Here is an 18,343-nt window from a genome sequence, read left to right as displayed (position 1 = left end):
ATGAGTCAGGACAGGAACCCACCGTCGTCCCAGCACCAGTCCACTCAGCCGGAGGACGACTTCATCAGCCTCTTTGCCAAACTGTTCGGACTGGAAAAGAAGCAACTCCTGGTCCCCGAATTCCCTGTCCGCGACATCGAAGGCACCGCCCGTTATATCGACTTCGCCCTGCGCGCCGGCAGCAAAAAGATCGCCTTCGAGGTCGACGGCCCCACCCATTACCAACCGCCCGCGTTTGATCGCACCAAGTACGAAGACGACCTGCTGCGCCAAAACAGCCTGATCCACCAAGGCTGGCAGGTTTACCGATGGACTGATCACGAACTGGACCAACGCCGCGAGCGCGTCAAGGAACAACTCGCGCTTTTTCTGGAGCGCATCCCCGGCCTGCTCGACATGGACGACTTCCTGCCCAAGCAACGCGCTTACCAGGCCGACTTCAACCTGCGCACCCACCAACAAGACGCACTCGATTGGCTGGCACGCATCCGCGCCGAAGGCACTACTATCGCCTTGCTTGGCCATGCCACCGGCGCTGGCAAAACCGTCACCACCATGGAAGACGCCAAGTGCATTGGTCCACCGGTCCTTTACGTCGCCCACACCAAGCACCTGATCCGCAAGACCGAGCGCGCAGTCACCGCGCAATGGCCCGAAGCCAGCACCGGCATCATCCAGGGGCAGCGTTTCGAGCCCAACGCCGATGTCGTGCTCGCCACCGTGCAATCGCTCAGTAACCGCCTGAGCGAGATCGATCCCAGCCAATACCGCTACCTGATCATCGACGAAGCCCACCACGCCGCCGCCGACAGCTACCAGCAAGTGCTGGCCTACTTTCGCCTGGTCTTCACCCTGGGCCTGACCGCCACCCCCGAGCGCTCCGACGGCAAGCCCATCCTGGACATCTTCCGCGACACCGCCCATCGCCTGAGCCTAAAAGACGCCATCGAGCAGGGCGAGCTGGCACCCATCCGCTGCGTGCGCGTCAAAACCAATGTCGACCTCACCCGCGTGCGCTTCAACGAAGTCCAATACCACCGCCAGGATCTCGAACAAGCCATTACCATCCCGGCGCGCGATGAATTGATCGTTCAGACCTATCTGGAGCATGTGCGCGGTCGCAAAGCCGTCACCTTCGCCGTCAACATCCGCCACGGCGAGGCGCTGGCCGAACGCTATAGGGCAAGCGGCATCCCCGCCCGCGCCGTCTCCGGGCAGATGCCCAACAAAGAACGCGACGCCATTCTTGATGCCTTCGCCCAAGGCGACCTGCATGTTCTGTGCGCCTGCGACCTACTGAACGAAGGTTGGGACTGCCCGGACATTGAAGTCCTGCTGATGGCTCGCCCGACGCTGTCGAAAATCATCTACATGCAGCAACTCGGGCGCGGCACCCGCAAAGCCCCCGGCAAAGACTGCCTGCTGGTGTTCGACTTCGTCGACAACGCCGGCCGCTACAACCAGAGTTGGAATGTGCATCGCGCCGTCGGCAATCGCACCTACCGCCCCGGTGGCTACGCCGCTGCACCCAAAGACCGAATCGAAGAAGAAGCACAAAGCGGCCCGCAAGACCCCATCATCCTCAACCTCGAACTCTGGACCGAGGACTACGAAGAGATCGACGTCTTCGATTGGCAAAGCACCGTGAAAGACATGCTCCCGGTCGCCGAGCTGGAACGCCAACTCGCCGCCTCCGAAGGCTACCTGCGCAACAAGGTACTGCAAGGCGAATTGACGCCCGATCATGACCTCTGCCTCGGCCGCCGTCGCTACTTCTACTTTGCCAAGGAGCGAAAAGAAGCAATTGCCCAACAGTTTGGGCTCAAGCCCGTGACCGCCACCAACATCCGCGAGCGCTTCTTCGAGTTTTGCGAAGACATGGATATGAGCGCCAGTTACAAGCCAGTGTTGTTGCGAGCATTGCTCGATACGGTCGATGAGGATGGCAACGTCTCACTCAGTCTGCTGACCCTGGCATTTCGGGATTTCTATCTGGAGCGAATCAATTGCGGCTTGCCGGCGGAGAAAGGCAATTTGCGCATGGCGCGGGTCAAGGAACTGACCGAGAGCGAGATTACGCAGCTGATACTTGGGATGCCGTTTAAGAAAAATGCCCAGCGCGGCTTTGTTGAGTATGCGCGGGATTTATCGCAGGTGCGGATTGTTCCAGTATTGTGGAAGCGATTGGACGCGGGGTGCCAAGCGCGATTACGCAGCGTCGCTGAAAAGGCGATTGCTGCTTATTATGCGAGATAACCGCCGCGTCTGTCCCGACAATCAGAGCCCGACGCATTGAACACACGGCCCGCGTCAAAACTACCTTGACCAACCCATCAACCAAGTTAATGAACGAAACCGAGGTCTTGACTGAGGCAAATCGTCTCGTCGCCATCGGCTTTCGCCATGCGGCGATCGATTTGCTTCGGGAGTGCCTCAAATCTCGCCCCGATTCACCTTCACTGAACAGCTCGCTCGGACGTATCTATCGTCTTGTAGGTCAGCCTGGACAGGCGGTTGTACATCTTAAGAGAGCACTTGAGGTCCGCCAAAACAAAAATCAGGCTCCTCACTTATCACCTAATGGCCACGATGACGATTTCACGGATGATGATCTTGCTTTCGTCACTGCGCAGGCCGAGCAGCATAATGAGATCGAGACTCTGCCATACGATTTCCTTTCAACAGAAAATAGCCAAATCAAGTTGTCAGATGCGCCTCAAACACTGCCGAACCCGGTATTGCGCAATGCGACTAGAAACAAAGGTTATAAGGCTGGTAAACCAAACAAAAGCGAGACCAAAGTTGAATACCGAGGGCAACATCGCAGTCGTCCCCAGGACAATTCAGCTCCGCAAGTTCAAAAGGCCGAAATAGATCGTCCTGAAGATACTCGGTCGGTACTAACCTCACCAATCCCAGAATCGCCGCCTGAAGAGGGTCCTTTCTCCCGCGAGAGGCGCATCAGGCAAACCCCTCCCCCGGAGCTGCACACTGCTATCAGGCAAGAGCGATTGATAGGGCCTTACCAGGCTACCGTCCGATATCCGCTGGGGGAGGCGTCACTTCACAATGACAAGCTAACTGAATATCAACTTGATTCTGCAACAGCTGACGAACCGCCTAGTGAACTTCTTAGCGATGAAATCGCCGCTGATTGTGGCTTTGAAGAATCAGACGGCGACGAAGACGATATTTGCAACATCTGCGAGCCCTTTGCCACAATTTCGGATGAAGAAGAGACCGACGCGCTCTTCTGGGTTGATACCGATGATCTCGACGAATTCGATGACCAGGCACGGCCCTACGATAACGAGCCACCAACGATCAACGACTTCGTTACGCGGGCTATGCGAGCCCGCCAGGTTGCCGTAGAGGTACTTATGGAATGTGATTGGCCTTCGTCGGCGGTAGATCTGCTCCAACAAGTTTTCATGGAGAACGGCTGGAGCGCGACGCGCGTGGCTGTAGAAAGGGAGATAGATAAAGGGTTATTGCCTCAAGAGCTTGAGTTGGCAATGGATCTTCGGCATTTTTGGTTGGAGAGCCCGTGCTTCTGGACAACCTACCAATGGATTAAGTCTAATACCCCATGCATGTACTCTGCTGCGGCCTATCGACACATAAGCTGGGCGCAGGCGCTGCGCATCGTGCGGTGTTTCCCCGCGATTCCCGACGTCGAAGAGATCATCATCTTAATCGAGGACAGCTATGATAGGTGGTACAGTGACGATGAGTTGCGTCGCATATTCAAGAGCTTCCTCGAGTTTTTGAAGTATCGCACTGGATCAATGCCAAGAACGCTCCCTGGTCAGTGTTTTTTTGGTTTTCTTCCGTATTGGGAAGACGATTAGGGAATTCAATGTCATCGCCTATGAATTTGATTACCTACCATTGCCATTTTCAGCAGGAACCTGGCAACAAATCACCTCACAACGGCGAACCCAGCCGAGGTACGCGATGAGCAAACATCTGATACCGGTGCACCACGCTTGGGTCAAACAGGTTCACCCGGATGGGACAGAGCGGCTAGGCCGGGTCAAATCCGCGATTGACAGGGGAGACCGGGTTGACGTCACCGTTATCTGGCACGGAGCAAACGAAACCTCTACAGTCCCACTCTCGACACTGCGCTGCGGTTTCCGGCCGATGATGGAGGTTCAGGACATCCCCGACAGCCGGACTCGCAAGACCATGGGCGAAGGCGTGGTCATAAAGACACGCACTTTGGGGGGGCGCGATCAGGTATTGGTCGATTTCCCGCAGGCTGGCAAGCAACTCTGGCTTCCCTACGAAAACATCAAGCAGATTAAGGGCAGCAAGCACCGATTCATTCTCGGAGACACTGGGCCGGAAGACAGCGCCGAGCGATTCCGCCTCAAATCTCTAGCGCACGCACTGGAGATGTGGAACGAGAATACCGGCTCGCTCTCGCACCTGGAGATCGATCCGCTGCCGCACCAGATCCATCTGGTCCATCACATCCTGGCCTCAGGTAATCTCAACTGGCTGATTGCAGACGATGTCGGCCTGGGCAAGACCATCGAGACCGGCATGCTGCTGGCGGCGCTAGCGCAGCGCGATAGCCTTAAGCGTGTGTTGCTGATCACTCCGGCAGGGCTCACCAAACAATGGCAGGACGAGCTCAACAACAAATTCCGGATGGGCGAGTTTCTGATTTACGGTGATGACTTCCGAATCAACGAGCCACGCCACTGGAAGATGTACGACTTTGTCATTGCATCGATGGACCGACTCAAAGAAGAACGCCACCTCAACGCGCTGCACGACGCCGGCAGCTGGGATCTAATCGTCTTCGACGAGGCCCACCGTCTAAGTCGGCGCCAGTACGGCATGAAGATGGATGCATCCCAGCGCTTCCAATTAGCTGCGCACTTGCGCCGCCAAACTGATGCCATGGTCCTGCTCACTGCCACGCCCCACCAGGGGAAGCAGGACATGTTCCAGGCCCTATTGGAGCTGCTTCGCCCCGAGCGCAGGGACGAGATCACCACGCTGGCGTTGAATCCCGAGATCATCGGTGACATGGTCTTCCGAAACAACAAGTCCGATGTCACCGACGCAGATGGCAACTTCATCTTCAATGGCAAGACCACCAGAGCATTGACGGTTACCGTTTCCGAGGCGGCGATCATGTTCGACAGAACTCTGCAGGAATATCTCCGCAAAGGCTACGCCGCTGGCGCGGCGCTCGGTTTCAAAGGTAACGCCATCGGCTTTGTGATGACCGTGTATCGCAAGCTAGCCGCTTCCAGCGTGGCCGCTATACGCAATGCTCTAATCAACCGACGCACACGATTGCAGGACCAGGTCGGCGAAGACACAATCCTCGATCCAAAAGAGGCGGACCAACGCTTTTTCGGTGAGTGGGAGGAACAGCTTCGGACCGACGCCAAGGAATTCTTCGACGGCGAGTTGGCGTTGCTCAATGAGTTGATCGACGAGGCCGAGCGGCTGCGCGCGGACGACCGCAAACTCCGGCACTTTCTCGACGAGTTGATCGCGACCATCCTAGGCGGCCATCCCGAAGAAAAGGTGCTGATCTTTTCCGAGTACAGAACCACCCAGAGCTACCTAAAGGAGGCGCTGGAAGCTCGTTTTGGCGCTGGCTGCGTAGAGCTGATCAACGGCTCCATGCACCATCAACTGCGGCGCCAGGCGATCGCGCACTTCGAGGACTCGGCCCAGTTTCTGATCTCCACCGAGGCTGGCGGCGAGGGCATTAACCTGCAGCGTAATTGCCACATCATGGTCAACTACGACCTCCCGTGGAACCCGATGCGCCTGGTGCAGCGCATAGGCCGGCTCTACCGTTACGGCCAGCAGCAGCGCGTAATCGTCTTCAACATCCACTCACCCGACACCGTCGATGAGCAGATCATGGAAATGATGTACAACCGCATCGACCAGGTGGTTACCGACCTAGCCGGCATCAGCCCTGAGTACAACCCCCAACTCCACGACGACATCTTAGGCGAGGTAGCCGACCTCGTCGATGTCACCAACATCCTCGAAGAGGCTACCACTGCGGGCATCGACCGCACCCAGCAGCGGATCGACGAGGCTCTAGCCCGAGCCAAACAGGCCGCGCAGAAGCAGCACGAGCTATTCGCGCACGCCGCCAGCTTCGATCCCAACGCGACCAACAACGAACTGCGTATCACCGCCGAGCACGGCGAGGCTTTTGTGACCGGCATGTTCCGTCAACTCGGCATCAAGATCGTCGACACCAGCCACAATGGCCGGCTCTGGCATATCCGCCTTCCTGAAGCGGTGCAGACCGCGCTCGGCAAATCCCGCGGCCGCCTTGAGGTAACGCTCGATCGCATCCTCACCGTCAATCGCCCCAACACCCACATGCTTGACCTGGACTCCTACCTAATGCGGTATCTGCTGCAACAGGCCAAGCGTTCCGAGTTCATGGGCCTGAGCGCGGTAATCCGCGGCGACCTGCCGGACACTGCGGCCCTGACTACCAGTATGTTGCGATGGCAGAACGACCAGGGGCAGCGCCGGCGCCAGGAATTTACTGCATACGGTATCGCGGCTGATGGCCGCGTGCGCATCAACCCAGACGCGTTCAGTGAGTGGCTCAAGCAGCCGGGCGAGACTGGTGCGTTTTCTCCCGACCGCAAGCAGAACGAGCAATTGTTCAAGGCTGCTGAACAGGCGGCGGACCAGCGGCTGGCAGAAGTAAGTAACCGCCACCTCCACCCGGAGAACATGCAATGGGTCTCTGGCGCCTGGGTCGAGTAGCCTTTCAGGTCGCGCATCAATAACGAAAGTACCTATAGATGGCGAGAAAAAAAGCCTGGCACGAAAGTTTTTTTCCAGCATGATCTAAGCAATCAAAAATCAAATGCTGTCTGTTTGTTACGTAATATACCACACCAGAACCTCATTAACGGTCAAGTTGAAACCGTGGCATACATGCTTGGCAAACCCTTTTCGTAAGTTGCCAAAAGCGGCCTGGATCGCATTATTTTTTTCGGTTTCCGAAATGGATGAAAGAAAAACATCCGGCGTCAATATTTCCGGATAAAAAACCATCTGGGATTTGCTTTCCCAACAGCAGTGGGATTTGCTTTCCCAACAGCAATGGGATTTGCTTTCCCAACAGCAGTGGGATTTGCTTTCCCAACAGCAGTGAATTAGGCTCTCAAACTCGTCCACCTGGGTTCTCCACAACCGTGTGCGTTGCGGTTCATGCCACGGAGTCTCTGAGATAAAATCCAGGTAATTTATCACTTTGACTATTAGCCCGGCAGAGCCGAGGGATTAACCGATTAATTTAATTTAAATAGATAACGCTTTTCAACGAAAGCACTTCTTTCTTCCGAACATCAGACCTCCCAAAATCGCCCCAAAAGCCCCCTGATTTTTGGACATCTCCCAAAGCGGCGTCGCATTAAAGTGGCGCGTCGCCGACCTCAATGCGCAGCCACTTCCCGCCGGGAATCCGCGCGCCCAGACCGGTGAGCTTGCGGCACAGCTGCTCCTGAGCAGCGCGGCGCGCCGGTTGCTGCAGCGGCTCCAGACGGACCACCACCCAACGGCCATCGCTGCGAATCCAGCCGTGGCAGTTGAGAATCGCATAGAGCAGATCGACCCGATCACTGTCTTTGGCATAGACCGGCTCGAGCCAATCGATGAGCTGGCAGCGGGCATTCCAGACCGAAGAGGTGACGACATCGAACAGATTCTTGCCTTCATTGTCGATCGCCTGAAAGGAGCGGTAATCGCTCAAGGTGCCCACATCGACGCGCTCGGGTAACTGATCGCGTTCGTCCTTCAGCCGCGCCAGCTCCGCCTCGGCGGCGGCGATCTCGGCGGCGATGCGCCGGTGTTTGCTGTTCGCGCGCAGGGTCCCGTCTTTCTTGATCCCAGGCTTGCACTTGGTTTGTTGCTTGTAGAGGCGATTGAGCCGGGTCTTGATGGCTTGGCGTTGTGCATCGATGGCCTTGATCGCCGGATTGGCGATGTCCTGTTTCTCGCTCTCGCTGACCCCAAACCCCGGATGATAATGATAAATCAAAGGTTCCAGGCTCGAATTGTTTGAATTGTCTTCTAAAATTTTAAATCGAGCCTGGTCCCTTTTTTGTCACTTTTTTCTCACCTTTTTTCTCAATTCCAGCCTCCGGACACCCTTCCCGCTCCGGCGTAGCCGTTTCAATACCCCCAGGAGGCCTGTGATCGTGAGTGGAAAACCGCTCGCGAGGGATGGCAACTGCCGTTTTTAGTCTGAACCGTCTGCGTGCGCTGAGCGCCGACGAAGAAGTCCGCCGCGTCGCCTTCGTGCGTGAGCGCGCACTGCACGATGAGGTTTCCTTTCTGAATGAAGCCAAACGCGAAGGGCGCATGGAAGGGCACAAGGAAGGGCGCGAGGAAGCTCGCCGGGAAATGGCTCGCAATCTACTGGCCATGAATAACCTGACCGATGAGCAGATTGCAACCGCCGCCGGTTTGACCGAGGCGGCCGTCAAAGCGCTGCGGTAAGCGTCCGCTGGCGTGCATGAAGCGACGATGACGCAGCAACCCGCGCGCAGGGTTGGTGCGAGGCGACTTAACGGATGTCGGGGAGGCCGTTCCTACCCGGCGAGGAAGATGAGCCCCCCGGATACGCCAAGACTTTCTGCCTGCGCTGATCGGGCAGACTTAAAACAACGGCGCGATCAGGTAACACAGCAGCCGATGGCTGATCAGTGAATCACCGCTTCCGGCCTGTCCGACGTGAGGATGCGCTCGGAGCATTCGAGCAGGGTATCGGTATCGGGTCGGAAAGCACCGGGCACGACCACCAGCGGCATCAATCAGCCGACACAGGCCATCCACCTAATGTGCCGGTCGGGTTATCAGAAAACTCCGTCCGCGCAAGTATGTCCCGCTGCGCGCTTCGCATGGCGTGCTGTCACTGAGAATGATGGCGAGGCTGTCGGCCAGTTCGTCGTAGAGCGGATGCGGTCGGAGAAATAACCCTGGGCGCGGAATGCCCAGCAACACCATCGCGCTACCCTGCGCGAGGGTTCGTATCACGACCAACTGTCGCAACAGAAGCTTCAACATTAGGGACTGACCACAATGCGCGTTTATCTGGACTGTTGGCCCTGGGTCCGTTTCGGTCGGGCAGAAAGACGGCCAGTCTCTTCCGGTGTCGAATGGCGGACCAGCATTGGGCTGTCGCCTGGTGACTCAGGCCTGGCCGCGCTGAGCGCCTGTCAACCGCCCCCGGCTCGCATAACCCGCGCCTCGACCTCGTTGCCCGCGCCCAGGTACTCCAGGCTATCGAAGGCCAGTTGACGCGCCATGGCGATGCCGCGTCCATGGCTGTCGAACAGCCGTTCGGGGTCGATGTCCAGATAGCGCGCCCAATCGAAGCCGGCGCCCTGATCCTTGATGTGGTAAATCACTTGCTCGCCCTCGGTGCGCACCCACACCTCGGCGACGCGGTCGCGGTAGCGCGGATCGCTCAGGCGGCGCTCCAGTTCCTCGCGCCATTCCTCGGCGGCGAGCGCGGCGGATTTGCCGGCGTAGCCGAGTTCGAGATTGCCGTGTTCGACGGCGTTAAGCAGCAATTCCAGCAGACCCAAAGAGACCTTCCCCGGCTCCTGGGCGGGAATGGCCAGCAGCGCGGCCAGTTGTTCGGCCTCGTCGAAGCGGCGCAAGGCAAAGCGTGCCTCGCGCAGCATGCCCCACACCGAGGCGCGTTCCTCGCGCATGCGCCGCAGTTCGAGCCGGGTGTGCCGATCCCGCAGGGCGATGTTGATCAAGCGTTGCAGCGAGGCTTCCTGATAGGGCTTGGCCAGATAGTGCCAGGCGCCGGCGACCAGGCCCTCCCGCACCTCGGTCGGGCTGACCGCGCTGGTTTGAATGATCATCGGCAGGTCGTCGAAGCGATGATCAGCGTTGACGCGGCGCAGTACCTCGATGCCATCCATGCGCGGCATCATCCGATCTAGGATCACCAGATCATAGCGTTCAGGCTCGGCATCCAGCCGCTCCCAGGCCTCGAGTCCATCGCTGGCGGTTTCGGCACTCCAGCCTTCGCGCCCCAAGAGTTCGAGAATCAGTCCGAGGGCGATCTCATCATCATCGACGACCAGAAAAGGACGCATACAGGCAACTCCAAGTGTGGTGGTGAAGACGGTGGCTGTCAGACCTGTTGTGTTCCTTGGCATCCCAAGCCGCCTTGATCTCCAGAATGCGGGGCAACACCACCTCGAATTGCTCAACTAGACGCGGCTCGAAATGACTGCCGCTGCTGGCGCGCACTGTCTCCAGGGCTTTGTTGATCGGCCAAGGATCTTTGTAGGGGCGACGCATGGTGAGCGCATCAAAGACATCGGCCACCGCCACGATACGAGCGGATTCGGGAATCGCCGGCCCCGCCAACCCCTCGGGATAGCCGCTGCCATCCCAGCGTTCATGGTGAAAAAGCGCGATCTCGGCGGCGAGCCGAAACACCGGCGCCTGGCTCATGGACAGGATGTCATGACCAATGCGCGAGTGGGCGCGCATGATCTCCCACTCGTCTTCATCCAGCTGGGCGGGTTTGCGCAGGATCTCGCCGGGAATGCCGATCTTGCCCATGTCATGCATGGCGGCGGCCTGTTCCAGGCGTTCGCAATCCGCCGCTGTCCAACCGCAAGCCTCCGCCAGCACCCGCGCGAAGCTGGCCATGCGCCAGACATGCACGCCGGTATCGGTGTCGTTGTAATGCCCGGCCTCGCCCAGCATGGTCAGCGCATCTCGATAGCTTCGTTCCAGCAGCGAAGACCGCACCAACGACAGATGGGTCTTGACGCGCGCGCGCACGATGGGCGGCGAGAGCGGTTTGACGCTATAGTCCACGGCGCCAGCATCAAAGCCTTGGGCTTCATTGCCGACATCCGACAGCCCGGTGACGAAAATCACCGGTATCGCCTCGGTGTCGGGATTGTCCTTCAGCGCCCGACACACCGCATAGCCGTCCATGTCCGGCATCTGGATATCGAGCAGGATGAGCGCCGGGCGGCATCGTTTGGTGGCCGCAAGTGCCTCGCTGCCATTGTGCGCGAACAGTAACCGATAATGATCGCTCAAGATCTGGCGCATGGCAGCCAAATTATGCGTTTCGTCATCGACAATGAGAATCACGGATTCTTGGTTCATCATGCAGTCTCCAATTCGATGCCAAGCTGTTTTGCCAGCGCGCACACCGCCGCTTCCCCGGCGGCAGCATCCAGGTTATCAATGGCCTGCTGCAGCTCAGTGAGCGATTGGGGGCGCAGATGGCGGGCAAGCTGACTGACCGCTGGTTCAGCCGCGATGGGGTCGAAATTGCCAAAGGCGCTGTGAGCGGCACGCAGCCAGGGTCTGATGACCTCCACATCAAGTTGGTGTGGCACGCCCTGGCTCAGCGGTGCGACCGCGACCGGCTCCGCAGTATAGGCCGCGATGGAGGCCAGCGCCGTCTCAAGCGCCACCTGCAACGCCGCCCCGGCCACCGCGATCTGTTCCGTTGTCGCGTCCGTTGCATGCAGTTGATCGAGGGCGGCGGCAGCGGCGGCGACCGCATCGAGTCCCAGAGTAACTGCGGCGCCCTTGAGCTTGTGCGCGAGCCGGCGCGCCTCCCGCGGCGCGGCGGCGGCGATCCGCTCGGCGACATCCGCCTGTTCGGCGGCGAATTTGCGCAGATAGCGGCGATAGACCTCGGCATCCTTCCAGATCGCCAGCGCCCGATCGACCGCCAGCCCCGGCAGGTCGGCCGTCATGGCCGGTTCAGAGTCGGATGGAGGCGCGGCCTGTTGCGCGACTGCCAGTTGCTCGGGGTTTGCCTCCTGCCCCGTGAGTTGCCGGATCAAGGCGAGCGCTCGCTCAACATCGAAGGGTTTGGGCAGGAAAGCGTTCATTCCCGCCGCATGCGCCGCCTGTTCCTGCTCCGGCAAGGCGCCGGCGCTGAGGGCGACAATCGGCAACCGGGCGAACTGGGGATGCTGGCGGATCGCGCGCGTGGCATCGCGCCCATCGAGCACCGGCATCTGCACATCCATCAGCACCAGATCGGCCGCCCCGGGATGGGCCAGCAGCCAATCGACCGCTTCTTGGCCATTGTCAACGCAATGCACAGCGGCCCCTTGATCGGTGAAGATGCGCTCGGCCACTTCGCGATTGATGTCGCTGTCATCGGCCACCAGCAGGCGCAGACCAGCCAGCGCCTGTGTCGGCGCCTGCTCAGATGCGGCCGCGGGGGTATCGGCACGCTCAAGCCCGGCATCTTCGCTCAAGCGCTCGAAGCTCAGCTCGAACCAGAAGCTACTGCCAACACCCGGCGTGCTGTCTAGTCCCATCCGCCCGCCCATCAGTTCGACCAGTCGGCGACAGATGGGCAAACCCAGCCCGGAGCCGCCGAAACGCCGGGTGGTGGAGGTATCCGCTTGCATGAAGGCATCGAACATTCGCGGCTGAATGGCGCGATCGATGCCGATCCCGGTATCACTAACCGTAAAGCGCAGCCGAACCTGCGTGGCGCTGGTGTCGATCGGCTCGACACGGATCTCGACCCGACCGGCATCGGTGAACTTGATCGCGTTACTGGTCAGATTGGTGAGAATCTGGCCCAGGCGCAGCGGATCGCCGCGCAGCAACCAGTCGTCGCCGTCCGGTGGGATGATTGCCAATTCAAGGCGCTGGGCTTGGCCGCGGTGCCGTGCTTTCTCCTGGGCTGTCATCGTCATCAGTGTGGTCAGGTCCTGAAGCACCGTGGCGAGGCGGAACGGAACCCGCTCGAGTTCGATCTTGCCCGACTCGATTTTGGAAAAATCCAGGATGTCATTGATGATGCCGAGCAGGCTTTGCCCGGATCCACGCAGCTTACGCGCCAACTCGCGCGCCTCCGCGGGCAGTTCCTGGCGCTCCAACAGATAAGCCAGCCCCAGAATGGCGTTCATCGGGGTGCGGATTTCATGGCTCATATTGGCCAGAAAGAGACTTTTTGCCTCAACCGCGCTCTGTGCCTGTTTGAGCGCGGCGCGCAATTTGGCGGTGCGACTTGCCACGCGCGCCTCCAGATCGGCATTGAGACGCAGGATCTCCCGCTCCCCGATCTTGCGCGCGGTGATGTCGCGGATGGTCGCCTGAACAAAGGGTTGGCCATGGCGCTCCATGCGCGTGAGCAGCACATCGGTGTCAACCAATTCGCCATCCAAACGCCGGTGCTGCCATTCGAAAAAGGCGGAACCGGTCTCCATGGCCTGCTGGAGCAGCACCGCGATACGTTCGCTGGAAAGACGCCCATCCGGCTGTCGCTCCGGCGAAACATCCCAGGGGCCGAGGGTGGTGAACTGCTCTAGACTCTCGGCACGAAACAACCGCAAGGTCGCGCGGTTCGCGGTGCGGAAAGACCAATCCGGGAAAGTCACTGTCATCAGCGCGTCCTGGGAGGACTCGAATAACTGCTGATAACTCTGCTCGGTCTCGCGCAGGCTGGCCTCGGCGGCCAAGCGCTGGGCGATATCCTGAGCGAGTTGGGTCGCCACGCGGTGCGACCGGATCGCCAAGGTCACGGCCCCGGCGACCGCCAGCGCCATGGTCAGGCCAAACACCAGCACCAGCCAGGCGGCGCGATCTTGCGTTGCCTGGTAAGGGGATACTTGCAGCGATTGCCAGAGCGCCAGATTGATGGTGGCCAGCAAAATGGCCACGACAGCGAAGACCCACGTCTCGCGGGATCTGCCCCGCCGCCACACCAGCGCGATCATGGCGGCGCCAAGCACCGCCAAGTTCAGCGCGGTCTGCGGCGCCATTTCGGTCAAGCGCGCCCAGCCATAAGCGCTGGGTAGATCGAGCAAATAGCCAAGCAAGGCGACAGTGCCCAGACCGGTTAGGATGCCCGCGGCAATTCCCGCCAGGATCCAGCGCCAGCTTCGTTCGGCGCCGGACATCAGCAGCAGAATGGCAGCGATGAGCACAAAAGACAGGGCGGTATTTGGCGCCATCCGACCCGGATCAGGCGTCCCGACGGTGATGAAATGCGCCATCAGCAGTTGATCGATGCCGAGGTCGATCCCCAGGAGATATTGCGCCAGCGTCAGCAGACCAAGCAGGCCGACCAGAACAGCGGCGCCCAAGACCAGCGCCCGCCGCTGCTCGATGACCGCCCACAGACCGACTGCCGTCAACAGCAACCCAAGCGCGGTGTTGTACTGCATCGGCACGAGTTCAGACAGCACTTGGATCAGCCATGGCAGCTTCAGATGCCAGCCGATGATCACGGCCATGCCTTGTAGCAGGACCAGGATGGCGCCCAGGCGGGCGAGGCGTTCCATACTTATGGCTCCTCCGCGAGCTGGATACCGAACTGCGCGGCCAGCGCGCGCACGGCGGCCTCCCCGGTCGTGGCATCGAGATTGTCGATGGCTCGTTGGAGATCGCTGAGTTGTTCGGCGCGCAGATGACCGGCGAGCTGGCTCAGCGATGGTCCGGCACCGTCCGGGTCGAAATTGCTCAAAGCGGCGTGGACGGAACGGAACAAGGGGGCGATGACGTCGATATCCGGCTGTTGTGGCGCGTCCTGGGCCGGTTCCGGCGCGACCGCGACCGGCTCCGCGGTATAGACCGCGATGGAAGCCAGCGCGGTGTCGAGCGCGGCTTGCAGGTCGGTGGTCGCTGAAACCAGCGGCTCGGTTGTCTCGGGTGTCGCGCCAACGGCATCGACGCGGGCCGCGCCGGCGGCAACGGCATCAAGCCCCAGATTGCCCGCCGCACCCTTGAGTTTATGCGCCAGCCGCCGCGCCTCCTCGGGATCGGCGGCACGCATGTGCGTCACCACATCGATGTATTCGGCGGCGAATTTGCGCAGATAGCGGCGATACACCTCGGGGTCTTTCCAGATGTTGAGCGCCTGCGTGACCGCCAGCCCCGGCAAGTCCTCGTCGGTGCAGCCAGCCGTGGGCGGCGGCGCGGCCACCAAGTCGGACACCGCTTGCGGGGAATTCCTGGGCGTCAGGCGCAGAATCAGTGCCACCGCCGCCTCGACATCGAAGGGCTTGGAGAGGAAAGCATTCATCCCCGCCTGCTCGGCGGCGATCTCCTGTTCGCGCATGGCGCCGGCCGTCAGCGCGATGACGGGTAATTGCGCCAGCGCCTCATGCTGACGAATACGGCGGGTGGCTTCATAGCCGTCCATCACCGGCATCTGCACATCCATCAACACCACATCGACCTGATCGGCCTGATCGGCCTGATCGGTGAGCCAGTCGAGCGCCTGCTGGCCGTCGTTGGCGAGACTCACCAGCGCCCCCTCATTGGTGAAGATGCGCTGGGCCACTTCGCGGTTGATCTCACTGTCATCGACCACCAGCAGGCGCACACCAACCAGCCGCAGCGACTGATGCATCGGCCCCAAGGGCGTGATCGGCTCACCTAGGCGGCGACCGCGCGCTCGCCCCACGGCGTCGTAGAGTGGCGATGGCGTCAGCGGTTTGCCAAGCACGGCATCGACCATGCCGGCATTCAGACTGCCCTGGAGTGGCGTTAAGGACTCCGAACTCAGCACCATCAGCAGCGGCCAGCGCTCGGGCGGCAGCGTCCCATGAATGGCGTGCGCGGTGGCTAGCAGATCGCATCCAGGCATTTGCCAGTCGAGCAGCACGACCGCATCCGGCCCTTGCAGGGCGGTGTCGTGTAGCACCCGTTGCAGCGCTGCCTCCGCGGTCTCGGTCGCGGTCACCGTCCAACCCAGGGCGGTAATGGTCGCTAAAAGCCCATCGCGCACGCACGGGTCATGCTCAACAACAAGTACATGCATGGGCACCGATACGCGCCCTTGCAGGGCGCTAGATGGCAACCGCCTGAATGACAGTTCAAACCAAAAAGTGCTGCCCGCGCCCACCTGGCTGCTCAGCTGGATACGCCCGCCCATCAGCTCCACCAGCCGGCGCGAAATCGCCAAGCCCAGGCCAGAACCGCCGAAGTGACGGGTCGTGGATGCATCCGCCTGGATGAAGGGTTCAAACAGCCGGTTCCGCGCCTCGGTGGAGATCCCAATGCCGGTGTCCTTGACCGCAAACCGCAGCCGAACCTGGGTGCCGTTGGTCTCCACCGGTTCAATACGCACCTCGACCAGCCCCTTCTCGGTGAATTTGATCGCATTGCTGGTCAGGTTGATCAACACCTGCCCTAGGCGCAGCGGATCGCCGAGCAGCGGCCAATCGCTGCACGCCGGGGGGACAATGACCAGTTCCAGCGCCTTGCTTTTGGCCGTGGTGGTCATGATGGTCGCCAGGTTATCCAGCACCCTGGTGAGCTGGAAGGGAATGCGCTCGATCTCGATCTTGCCCGACTCGATCTTGGACAAATCGAGGATGTCGTTGATAATGCCGAGCAGACTTTGGCCGGAGCGATGGATTTTGCCCGCCAGATCGCGTGCATCCTTGGGAAGATCTTGGCGCTCGAGCAGATAGGCTAGCCCGAGAATGGCATTCATCGGGGTGCGAATCTCATGGCTCATGTTGGCCAGGAAGCGGCTTTTATCCTGGGTCGCCTGCTCGGCCTGTTCCTTGGCCTCAAGCACTGCTTGCTGGACCTGCTTCAAGGGTGTGATGTCGATGTGAGTACCCGCCATCCACAACGGCTGGCCCTCCGCATCACGACAAACCAGCTTGCCGCGCACCAGCACCCAAATCCAGTGGCCATCGCGGTGGAGCATGCGCGCCTCGCACTCGTAGTAGTCGAGTTTGCCGGCAAAGTGGTGCTCCAACAGCGTCTTGGCGTGTTGCCAGTCCTCGGGATGCGCAAAGTGCGTCCAGGTGTTGAAATCCACCGGCGCCAATTCTTCCAGACGGTAGCCGATGATCTCCGCCCAACGCTCGTTGAAGCGGGTCTGCCCAGTCTGAACATTCCACTCCCAGGTGCCGGCGCGGGTGCCTTCAAGGATATTGGCCAGCCGTTGGCGCTCCTCGGTCAGTGCGCGGGTGCGCTCCTCAACCAGCTCTTGCAAATGGCTGCGATGCTCGGCGAGTTCCTGTTCGATCTGCTTGAGTTGGGTGATGTCGCGCGCAATGCCAAGCACGCCAATGACCTGCCCCTGCTCGTCATGGACAGGGGTTTTGATCGTCTGTAACAGCGCCGCCCGCCCATCGCAGGCAAACACCACCTGATCCTCGTTGACTTTCGCCTGCCCCGAATCCATGGCGGCCTGGTCATGGGTACGAAAGGCATCCGCCAAATGCTGCTCGACCAATGCATCGTCGGTTTTGCCAATGATCTCGGTCGCCGGGGCGCCAAAGAGGTCTTCCACGCGCCGGTTGCAAAACCGATAATGGCCCTCGGCATCCTTCAACCAGACCGGATCGGGAATGGTTTGCAACAGAATGCGCAGATGACGCTCGCTCTCGCCCAGGGCGGTTCCCTGCGCCTCCAGGGTGGCATTGGCCTGCTGAAGATCCGCGGTGCGCGCCCGAACCTGGCGACGCAGCTGGGCAGACCAGACCAAGCCACCCAAACCGAGCGCGAGCAGCACGACGATCACCAGGACCAAGGACCGCATGTTGATCGGATCATCAGGGCGCGGCATCTCGCCAAACCACTGCGCCTTCAGCGCCTGTTGTTCAGCATCGCTAATGGCCGCCATGCCGCGTTCGATCAGCTGTAGCGTCTCCAGGTTTCCCTTGGGCACGGCGCGCCGCAAGGCTCCGGTATAGAGGGTGAATGACTGATGGAAGTCATCCTGGAGTCCCAGCCGGTACAGGTAGAAGGCCGCCGGATACTGGTCAAGGCAGAAAATCCGAATCTCCTTGCGTTCGGCGGCCGCCAACAGCTCGGTATAATCCGGGTAATGCACCTGATCGTTGATGCCCTGCCGGGTCAGCTCCTCGGCACAGGCATCCCCGGCCTGGACACCGATGCGAAATCCCTTGAGCGCATTGACATCGGCGATGCCGGCGATGGAGTTGTGGCTGTAAATGTTGACGGGCAGTTCAGCGTAAGGCGGCGCGAAGTCATACAGCTCATCGCGCGCCGGGGTCTTGAAGATCATGTCGATGGCATCGGCCGCACCCGCCAGCACCGCCTGCTGGGCTGCTAGCCAGGAGATGCCACTCAGCTCAACCGCCACGCCGGTCTTGTTTTCCCAAAGCCTCCAGTAATCCACCAGATAGCCGGTCAACTGACCATCGACGGTGCGAAACAGAAAGGGCGGGTAATTGTCGGCGGTAACCACGCGCAGCCGAGGCGGCACATCCGCCGGCGCGAGGGCTGGAAAGAGGACGAGGGCGAGCAGCCCCAGCAGGGCGAAGCGAAGTCGGGCATGCCATGGCGCGGACTGCATCGCTGTTTACATTGCAAGTTT

9 protein-coding genes are annotated in these 18,343 nt (G+C 60.3%); 4 read left to right on the top strand and 5 right to left on the bottom strand.

Annotation, left to right across the window (positions count from 1 at the left end; genetic code table 11):
- The 3 genes from Thiowin_RS09550 to Thiowin_RS09540 all read left to right on the top strand — a co-directional run bounded on the left by Thiowin_RS09550 (window position 1) and on the right by Thiowin_RS09540 (window position 6,774).
- Window positions 1-2,256 carry a DEAD/DEAH box helicase family protein gene (locus tag Thiowin_RS09550; RefSeq protein ID WP_328987495.1) on the top strand — a complete coding sequence of 752 codons (2,256 nt, stop codon included), beginning with the start codon at window positions 1-3 and terminating at the stop codon, window positions 2,254-2,256.
- Between the two features lie 89 nt (window positions 2,257-2,345).
- Window positions 2,346-3,851, top strand: coding sequence for a tetratricopeptide repeat protein (locus Thiowin_RS09545; RefSeq protein WP_328987494.1), 1,506 nt, complete (start codon window positions 2,346-2,348; stop codon window positions 3,849-3,851).
- Window positions 3,852-3,957: 106 nt separating this feature from the next.
- Window positions 3,958-6,774: a DEAD/DEAH box helicase gene (locus Thiowin_RS09540; protein ID WP_328987493.1), complete on the top strand. Its 2,817-nt coding sequence runs from the start codon at window positions 3,958-3,960 to the stop codon at window positions 6,772-6,774.
- Between the two features lie 652 nt (window positions 6,775-7,426).
- Here the strand turns inward: Thiowin_RS09540 and Thiowin_RS09535 are convergent.
- Window positions 7,427-8,053: a hypothetical protein gene (locus Thiowin_RS09535; RefSeq protein ID WP_328987492.1), complete on the bottom strand. Its 627-nt coding sequence runs from the start codon at window positions 8,051-8,053 to the stop codon at window positions 7,427-7,429.
- 185 nt (window positions 8,054-8,238) lie between these two features.
- On the opposite strand from Thiowin_RS09535, the gene Thiowin_RS09530 reads away from it, so the two are divergent.
- Window positions 8,239-8,514: a hypothetical protein gene (locus tag Thiowin_RS09530; protein ID WP_328987491.1), complete on the top strand. Its 276-nt coding sequence runs from the start codon at window positions 8,239-8,241 to the stop codon at window positions 8,512-8,514.
- Window positions 8,515-9,233: 719 nt separating this feature from the next.
- Here the strand turns inward: Thiowin_RS09530 and Thiowin_RS09525 are convergent.
- The 4 genes from Thiowin_RS09525 to Thiowin_RS09510 are packed head-to-tail and all read right to left on the bottom strand — an operon-like array spanning window position 9,234 to window position 18,322.
- Window positions 9,234-10,130, bottom strand: coding sequence for a response regulator (locus Thiowin_RS09525; RefSeq protein ID WP_328987490.1), 897 nt, complete (start codon window positions 10,128-10,130; stop codon window positions 9,234-9,236).
- Window positions 10,105-11,166 carry a response regulator gene (locus Thiowin_RS09520; protein ID WP_328988052.1) on the bottom strand — a complete coding sequence of 354 codons (1,062 nt, stop codon included), beginning with the start codon at window positions 11,164-11,166 and terminating at the stop codon, window positions 10,105-10,107. The genes Thiowin_RS09525 and Thiowin_RS09520 overlap by 26 nt, the downstream gene beginning before the upstream one ends.
- On the bottom strand, window positions 11,166-14,321 hold the full coding sequence (locus Thiowin_RS09515) for a hybrid sensor histidine kinase/response regulator (RefSeq protein ID WP_328987489.1): 3,156 nt from the start codon (window positions 14,319-14,321) through the stop codon (window positions 11,166-11,168). The genes Thiowin_RS09520 and Thiowin_RS09515 overlap by 1 nt, the downstream gene beginning before the upstream one ends.
- A 2-nt stretch (window positions 14,322-14,323) precedes the next feature.
- Window positions 14,324-18,322 carry a PAS domain S-box protein gene (locus Thiowin_RS09510; RefSeq protein WP_328987488.1) on the bottom strand — a complete coding sequence of 1,333 codons (3,999 nt, stop codon included), beginning with the start codon at window positions 18,320-18,322 and terminating at the stop codon, window positions 14,324-14,326.
- Between the last annotated feature and the right edge of the window lie 21 nt (window positions 18,323-18,343).

The sequence above is a fragment of the Thiorhodovibrio winogradskyi genome, from assembly GCF_036208045.1.
GTDB classification, from domain to species: Bacteria; Pseudomonadota; Gammaproteobacteria; order Chromatiales; family Chromatiaceae; genus Thiorhodovibrio; species Thiorhodovibrio winogradskyi.
This window is presented reverse-complemented; position numbering and strand designations above follow the sequence as displayed.

Excerpts from the sequence above, each read along its gene's own strand:
- Thiowin_RS09550 (WP_328987495.1), top strand. The coding sequence starts at position 1 with ATGAGTCAGGACAGGAACCCACCGTCGTCCCAGCACCAGTCCACTCAG.
- Thiowin_RS09545 (WP_328987494.1), top strand. The coding sequence starts at position 2,346 with ATGAACGAAACCGAGGTCTTGACTGAGGCAAATCGTCTCGTCGCCATC.
- Thiowin_RS09540 (WP_328987493.1), top strand. The coding sequence starts at position 3,958 with ATGAGCAAACATCTGATACCGGTGCACCACGCTTGGGTCAAACAGGTT.
- Thiowin_RS09530 (WP_328987491.1), top strand. The coding sequence starts at position 8,239 with ATGGCAACTGCCGTTTTTAGTCTGAACCGTCTGCGTGCGCTGAGCGCC.
- Thiowin_RS09525 (WP_328987490.1), bottom strand. The coding sequence starts at position 10,130 with ATGCGTCCTTTTCTGGTCGTCGATGATGATGAGATCGCCCTCGGACTG.
- Thiowin_RS09520 (WP_328988052.1), bottom strand. The coding sequence starts at position 11,166 with ATGAACCAAGAATCCGTGATTCTCATTGTCGATGACGAAACGCATAAT.
- Thiowin_RS09515 (WP_328987489.1), bottom strand. The coding sequence starts at position 14,321 with ATGGAACGCCTCGCCCGCCTGGGCGCCATCCTGGTCCTGCTACAAGGC.
- Thiowin_RS09510 (WP_328987488.1), bottom strand. The coding sequence starts at position 18,322 with ATGCAGTCCGCGCCATGGCATGCCCGACTTCGCTTCGCCCTGCTGGGG.